Source organism: Affinirhizobium straminoryzae, from assembly GCF_007004135.1.
Taxonomy (GTDB): Bacteria; Pseudomonadota; Alphaproteobacteria; order Rhizobiales; family Rhizobiaceae; genus Neorhizobium; species Neorhizobium straminoryzae.
On the sequence record NZ_VJMG01000001.1, the window covers coordinates 72,828 to 80,290 of the forward strand.

Consider the following 7,463-nt stretch of genomic DNA (forward strand, 5'->3'; position numbering starts at 1 on the left):
TGCATCCAGAGCGCCGGATAAGAAAGTTCCCGTGGCCCTGTCGGGCGAGGCGATTGCCCGGACGCTGCCCGGAGCCTGAGGCCCCTTTCGCATATCCAGTTTTTGCAATCCGTGCCGTGACATCGAGGACCAGACGAGAAAGACGTTACAATAGGCCCAACCTGGGGCCCGATGAATTTGCTCCTGATGAGCGTGGATGGCGAGCCATCCGGTACTTTTCCCGACCATCGCCGGATTGGATAGAGTTTCAGGCTGAAATGTAGAGACGTCGGATGTCTGCCGGTCGTCGGCGCCAGAACTCACTTGCTGGCAGCCTATCAACAGACTATCCCGTCGACACTTAAACCCTCATAAGCCTTGTATGTTTTCTCTGTCACAATAGCAAGCGGAAAGCCGGTTCTGCCTTATTATGGATCAAATTCCGGGCCTTAAGGCAGGCATTCTAGGAGAGGTGATGCTGCAAGGACGGCAAAGTCCGGCTCCCGTCCATGCGCGTCATGGTTTATGAGGTGAGAATCGGTGAGCGGCGGTCCTGGCGGGCCGACGCCAGCCTCGGGCTGGAGAAGGGATCGACGAGCGACATGATGCGGCTTTCGACTGCTGGTTTTCTCTCCCTGCTGGGCGTCGCAAGGGTGCTTGTCGTGCTGGTCGCAGCAATCGGCGCCGGTATGGCCCTGCCGGCGCTGGGGAGCGAAACGGCCGGGCCGAAGCCGCTGTTGGCCTTTGCTGCCCGGATCGCCGGCGATGATGCGCGTACGCGAATCGTGATCGACTTCGATGCAAGTCCCGAATTTTCCGTGCACTATGTGGCCGCGCCGGAGCGGGTGGTGATCGACTTGCCTGCGACCGCCTTCGGCTTTCCTGCCAAGGATCTGGCGCCGCGCGGCCTGTTCAAGGACATCCGCTACGGCACCATGGCCCAAGGCAGCGCCCGCATCGTGCTCTCCGCCATCCGGCCGGTGAAGCTCGTGCTTGCGGAAGTGCGCAAGAATGAGACAGAGGGGCAGGGTTACCGTCTTGTGCTGGATGCCGAGATGACGACGGCAAAGGAATTCACCGATCTGGTGGCCAAGCAGAAATGGGGCCAGCCGCTGGCAAGCACGGCGACGCTCGATCTCGGCAAGTCGGCGCAAAATCCCGCCCATCCCGGCGTGTTCACCATTGCTGTCGATGCCGGTCATGGCGGGATCGATACCGGGGCCACCGGCGCAGCCACCAAGACGCCGGAAAAGGAAATCACGCTGGCCTTTGCCAAGGCGCTGACCGAGCGCCTCAACAGGCAGGCGGGTGTCAAGGCCTTCCTGACGCGCGAGGACGATACCTTCCTGTCGCTGTCCGAACGCGTCACGCTTGCGCGGCAGGGTGCGGCCAATCTGTTCATCTCCCTGCATGCCGATACGCTTGCGCAGAAGAATATTCGCGGAGCCACCGTCTACACCCTTTCCGACAAGGCCTCCGACCGCATGGCCGCCGCGCTGGCTGCGCGCGAAAACCTCTCGGACGAACTGGCGGGCTTTTCGATCCAGAGCGGGCCGCCCGAAGTGGCCGACATCCTGCTCGATCTTGCCCGGCGGGAAAGCCAGGCATTTTCCATCTCGCTCGCCGACCGGGTGGTGAAGGCGTTCCAGGGCAAGATCGAACTGATCAACAACCCGCACCGGCAGGCTGGTTTCCAGGTCCTGAGAGCGCCGGACATTCCGTCCATTCTCGTCGAGCTCGGTTTTCTGTCCAATCCGCAGGACGAAAAACAGCTGCTCGATCCGCAGTGGCGCGACAAGGTGGCCGATGCCTTGGCGGATGCCGTTGCGCATTACAGGGCCGAAACCGTGGTGGGTGGCGGCTGAGCGTTCCGTGTTCCCGGCGCTACAGCACAACGGGAATGTGCATCTTCCCGGTCAACTTGCCCGCTCTTGCCTGTGAATGTCGGCAGAGAGCCCTATTTTGCTCACATTCCACCGGCTACTCCAAGGGATGCGAGGAAGGCGAATCGTGCCCGGAGTGACGGTGCAAGCCTTGCGCTGGGCGGGGCGCCCGTGCAAAACGCCAGCAAACATGAGATGGTGCGGATATGCGCCTCACGATGACAAAGCGGTAGCAGCATATGATCAGATTGCTTGGATATTTCTTCGGACTGGCCTGCGTTGGCTTTTTCGCCGCGGCCGCCGTGATCGCCGTGTATCTGACAGGCGTGTCCAGGGATCTGCCCAATTACGAAGTGCTGGCCTCCTACGAGCCGCCGGTTGCGACCCGCATCCACGCCGGCAACGGCGCGCTGATGGAGGAATATGCCCGCGAAAAGCGCCTGTTTCTTCCCATCCAGGCCATTCCTGACCGCGTAAAGGCCGCGTTCCTCTCCGCCGAAGACAAGAACTTCTACAATCACCCGGGCGTCGATTTCTGGGGTCTCGGCCGCGCGCTGCTGAACAATGTGCAGAACCTCGGTTCTGGCCGCCGCCCCGAGGGTGCCTCCACCATCACCCAGCAGGTGGCAAAGAACTTCCTCCTCTCCGCCGACCAGACGATCGACCGCAAGGTCAAGGAAGCGATCCTTTCCTTCCGCATCGAGCAGACCTATTCCAAGGACAAGATCCTCGAGCTTTATCTGAACGAGATCTTCTTCGGTCTGAACTCCTATGGCATCGCGGCTGCGGCACTCACCTATTTCGACAAGTCGGTGACGGAACTGACGATTGCCGAGACCGCCTATCTCGCCTCGCTGCCCAAGGGGCCGGCCAATTATCATCCTTTCCGCCACGAGAAGGCGGCGCTTGAGCGCCGCAACTGGGTCATCGACCGCATGGCGGAAAACGGTTACATCACCGTCAGCGACGCGACGGACGCCAAGGCGCAGCCGCTTGGCGTGCGGATCCGCCGCGGCGCCTCGCCGCTGCTCGGCGCCGACTATTTCTCCGAGGAAGTGCGCCGCCAGATCATCCAGGCCTATGGCGACAAGGCGCTCTACGAGGGCGGTCTTTCGGTGCGCACCTCGCTCGATCCGCAGATGCAGGTGATGGCACGTGCCGCCTTGCAGCGTGGTCTCGTGGATTATGACCAGCGGCGCGGCTTCCATGGTCCCGTCGGCCAGATTTCGGTGGCTGGCGACTGGGGCCCGGAGCTGGCGAAGATTCCGCCGCTGCGCGATGTCCCTGAATGGGATCTGGCCGTTGTTCTCGCCGTCTCTGCCAACAGCGTTGATATCGGCCTGCAGCCCGATACGGTCAGCGGCAAGCTGGATGACAAGCGCGAGCGCGGCACCATTCCCGCCGAAGAGATGAAGTGGGCCTATCGCGACGCCAAGGGTGACCGCAAGACGGCGAAATCGCCCGCCGATGGCGTGCTGAAACCCGGCGACGTTGTCTATGTAGAGCCGATCGAAGGCCGCAAGGGCACCTTCCGTCTGCGCCAGCCGCCGAAGGTGCAGGGCGGCATGGTGGTGATGGATCCGCATACCGGCCGCGTTCTCGCCATGGTCGGCGGCTTCTCCTTCGGCCAGTCGGAATTCAACCGCGCCACGCAGGCCATGCGCCAGCCCGGCTCCGCCTTCAAGCCCTTCGTCTATTCGGCGGCCCTCGACAACGGCTATACACCGGCTTCGGTGATCCTCGACGCGCCGATCGAAATGGTGTCGGGCGGCCAGGTCTGGCGGCCGGAAAACTATGGCGGCGACAGCGCAGGTCCCTCGACGCTGCGCTACGGCATCGAAAAGTCCCGCAACCAGATGACCGTGCGCCTCGCGCAGGACATGGGCATGGATCTGGTTGCCGAATATGCTGTGCGCTTCGGCATCTATGACAAGATGGCGCCGCTGCTGGCCATGTCGCTCGGTTCCGGCGAAACCACGGTGCTGCGTCTCGTCGCCGCCTATTCGGTCATCGCCAACGGCGGCAAGCAGATCAAGCCGACGCTCGTCGACCGCATCCAGGACCGCTATGGCAAGACCATCTTCCGCCATGTGGACCGTACCTGCGAAGGCTGCAACTTCGACAATTGGGGCAACCAGCCGGAGCCGACGCTCGTCGACAATCGCGAGCAGGTGCTCGATCCGATGACCGCCTACCAGATCACCTCGATGATGGAAGGCGTCGTGACGCGGGGCACCGCCGCCGGCAAGATCCCGGTCAAGGACCGTCCCGTCGCCGGCAAGACCGGCACGACCAATGATGAGAAGGATGCCTGGTTCGTCGGCTTCACGCCGGATCTGGTCGCAGGCCTTTATATCGGTTTCGATACGCCGACGCCGCTTGGCCGTGCCGGTACCGGTGGCGGGCTTGCCGCGCCGATCTTTGGCGACTTCCTGGCGCAGGCCGCCAAGGTGACGCCGCCCAGCAAGTTCCAGGTTCCGGCCGGCATGCAGTTCATTGCCGTCAACCGCAAGACGGGCATGGCCGCCGTCGAAGGCGATCCGGACACGATCGTGGAAGCCTTCAAGCCCGGGACGGGACCAGCGGATTCTCTTTCTGTCATCGGCATGGGCGACCAGCTGCCGCCGGACGAGATCCTGAAGAGTTCGCCGCAGGCGCAGCAGGCGGTCACCTCCGGCTCGGGCGGCCTGTTCTGACAGACAGCCATCCCGCGCAATCCCGGCGCGTCGGCGACAGCCGGCGTCGGGGTTTACATCTGCCGTGCAGGCCACTATGCACGGCCATCTCCCGAAAAGGATGAAGAAGGCACAGGATGCGCAACGAAACCCTGAATATCATCGACGAAATCAAGCAGGCCATAAGCCTGCTGAGGAGGCATCTTTGACTGGGATCAGGCGATAAGACGACTGGACTGGTTGAACAACAAGGCCGAGGATCCGAGCCTCTGGAACGACGCGACGGAAGCCCAGAAGCTGATGCGCGAGCGCCAGCAGCTGGATGAGGCGATTGCCGGCGTGAAGTCGCTCGAGCAGCAGCTGAAGGACAATGTCGAGCTGATCGAGCTTGGCGAGGAAGAGGGCGACGACAGCGTCGTGCGCGACGCCGAGGATGCTCTCAAGGGACTGAAATCGGAAGCTTCGCGCCGCCAAGTGGAAGCCATGCTGTCCGGCGAGGCCGATGGCAACGATACCTATGTGGAAGTGCATTCCGGTGCCGGCGGTACCGAGAGCCAGGACTGGGCCAACATGCTGCTGCGCATGTATACCCGCTGGGCGGAACGCTCGGGCTTCAAGGTCGAGCTTCTGGAAATGCACGAGGGCGAAGAGGCCGGCATCAAGTCCGCCACCATTCTGGTCAAGGGCCACAATGCCTATGGCTGGATGAAGACAGAATCGGGCGTGCACCGCCTGGTCCGCATCTCGCCCTATGACAGCAATGCGCGACGCCACACCTCGTTCTCGTCCATCTGGGTCTATCCGGTTGTTGATGACTCAATTCAGATCGAGATCAACGAAAGCGATTGCCGCATCGATACCTACCGTTCGTCGGGCGCCGGTGGCCAGCACGTCAACACCACCGACTCGGCCGTGCGAATCACGCATATTCCGAGCGGCATCGTGGTGGCCTGCCAGCAGGAGCGCTCGCAGCACAAGAACCGCGCCAAGGCGTGGGACATGCTGCGCGCTCGCCTCTATGAGGCCGAGCTGAAGAAGCGCGAGGAAGCGGCCAATGCAGAGGCCGCCTCCAAGACCGATATCGGCTGGGGTCACCAGATCCGTTCCTACGTGCTACAGCCCTATCAGCTGGTCAAGGACCTGCGCACGGGCGTGGAAAGCACTGCCCCGGGCGATGTTCTGGATGGCGAGCTGAACGAGTTCATGGAAGCAGCACTCGCCCACCGCATCAGCGGCAGCGGCGGCGAAGTAGCCGACATCGACTGATCGCCTTCCGGTCGCATCAACGCATGCATGGGGCGCGTCACCTTCGGGCGACGCGCCCTTTTTTCATGGCCGCGCAAGATCTCAGGAAAAACCGTCGGAAAACTGCTCTGCGAGAATGCGTTCGGACCAGGAGTGATCAGGGTCGGAAAGAATACGGGCGGTGCGATGGCGCGACTGCGAGACGTGCACATGCAGCACGCTCTTCACCTCCGTATTGTCGGCGACAGCGTTTACCGGCCGCTTTTCGGGCTCGAGAATGTCGATCTCGACACTGACCCGGTTCGGCAGCAGCGCGCCGCGCCAGCGCCGCGGCCGAAAGGCGCTGACCGGCGTCATGGCGAGCAAAGGCGCGTCGAGCGGCAGGATCGGGCCATGGGCCGAGAGGTTGTAGGCGGTGGAGCCGGCCGGCGTGGAGATGATCAGCCCGTCGCAGATCAGCTCTTCCAGCCGCACGTGGCCATCCACGGTGACCCTCAGCTTGCCGGCCTGGTAGGATTGCCGAAAGAGATAGACTTCGTTGATGGCGAGCGCCAGCGAGGTGGTCCCGTCCGCATTGCGAGTCTTCATCTGCAGCGGATGGAAATCGTTCTCGACGGCCTGATCGATCCGTTCCTGCAGCTTGTCGACGCGGTAATCGTTCATCAGGAAGCCGACTGATCCGCAGTTCATGCCATAGATGCGTTTGCCGCTGTTGACCGTCTGGTGCAGCGTCTGCAGCATGAAGCCATCGCCGCCAAGCGCGACGATCGTATCCGCTTCCTGCGCCGAATGATTGCCGTAGAGGTCCGTCAGTTCGTCAAAGGCCGTCTGTGCCTCCGGCGTGGGGGAGGCGAGAAAGCAAAGGCGGTGGTTCGTCAAAGACATGGGAGCCCCTATCGCTTTTGCCTTGGTACGGGAAACCATGAGCCGCGACAAGTCTGCACCCCGTCTGCGCCGTTCTCCAGAGATCTCAGTGTTTCGTGGACAGGAGCTGCAGGGTGCAGTTTTTTCTTTACACGAAGGCAGAATGTGCTAACTCGCACACGCAAGTGCCCTTGTAGCTCAGTTGGTAGAGCACCTGATTTGTAATCAGGGGGTCGCGGGTTCGAACCCTGCCGGGGGCACCATTCAATTCCCATAGGTTAGATGAAAATCTTGCAGCGACGCGTTCCAACGCGTTCCGACGGTGTTTCCACAGGCCCGTTACCAGGCCGTGTGTCGCCAGTTTCGTGCCTCTGCGAGACCTAAGAGACGTGATCGTCTCGCGGCCAACTGTCCAAAATTTAGAAAATCCTCACCAAAGATACAACTTGAAGCACGTGATTCAGACTTGCTTAGAGACCTTGCCCTAGTTTTTGGGTGTCGGGTGATGCTGTGGCATCCGAGACGTCCATGATGGCGGATCCGATCGAGGCGCGGGTGTGCCGTTATGATGCCGACCGGCGGGTCGGCACGGAACGGGCAGCTGCTGAAGTGCCGGCATTCGGGTGCGGGTCGTCGGGCGAAGGTTCCGGGCTTTGGAGATCCGGTTCCGCTTTTCCTGCCGCAAGCGGCCCGGAGAACGCGGAAGGAGCGATTGTCCCATGAGATCGTCCAGTGTGCTTGAAATCATCGCCTTTCGTCTGGGTGGACGCGATTTCTGCATCCGCACCACCAGCGTGCGCGAAATTCGCGGCTGGGC

4 protein-coding genes and 1 tRNA gene are annotated in these 7,463 nt (G+C 62.0%); 4 read left to right on the forward strand and 1 reads right to left on the reverse strand.

What is annotated here, in order from left to right:
- Positions 1-584: 584 nt before the first annotated feature.
- The 3 genes from FNA46_RS00365 to prfB all read left to right on the forward strand — a co-directional run bounded on the left by FNA46_RS00365 (position 585) and on the right by prfB (position 5,803).
- Positions 585-1,844 (forward strand): N-acetylmuramoyl-L-alanine amidase, encoded by a 1,260-nt coding sequence (locus FNA46_RS00365; RefSeq protein WP_425468645.1) that lies wholly within the window; start codon positions 585-587, stop codon positions 1,842-1,844.
- Positions 1,845-2,101: 257 nt separating this feature from the next.
- The gene (locus FNA46_RS00370; RefSeq protein ID WP_142880351.1) at positions 2,102-4,558 is read left to right on the forward strand and encodes a penicillin-binding protein 1A; all 2,457 of its coding nucleotides are present in this window, start codon (positions 2,102-2,104) and stop codon (positions 4,556-4,558) included.
- A 116-nt stretch (positions 4,559-4,674) separates the two neighbouring features.
- A protein-coding gene (gene prfB / locus FNA46_RS00375) for a peptide chain release factor 2 (RefSeq protein WP_142880352.1) occupies positions 4,675-5,803 on the forward strand; the annotation gives its coding sequence in 2 pieces (ribosomal slippage) (positions 4,675-4,740 and positions 4,742-5,803; 1,128 coding nt in all).
- Positions 5,804-5,884: 81 nt separating this feature from the next.
- Here prfB and FNA46_RS00380 read toward each other — a convergent pair.
- Entirely contained in the window at positions 5,885-6,667 is a 783-nt protein-coding gene (locus FNA46_RS00380; protein WP_142880353.1) for an NAD kinase, read from the reverse strand.
- A gap of 166 nt (positions 6,668-6,833) precedes the next feature.
- On the opposite strand from FNA46_RS00380, the gene FNA46_RS00385 reads away from it, so the two are divergent.
- Positions 6,834-6,909: transfer RNA gene (locus FNA46_RS00385), tRNA-Thr, on the forward strand.
- Positions 6,910-7,463: the final 554 nt, after the last annotated feature.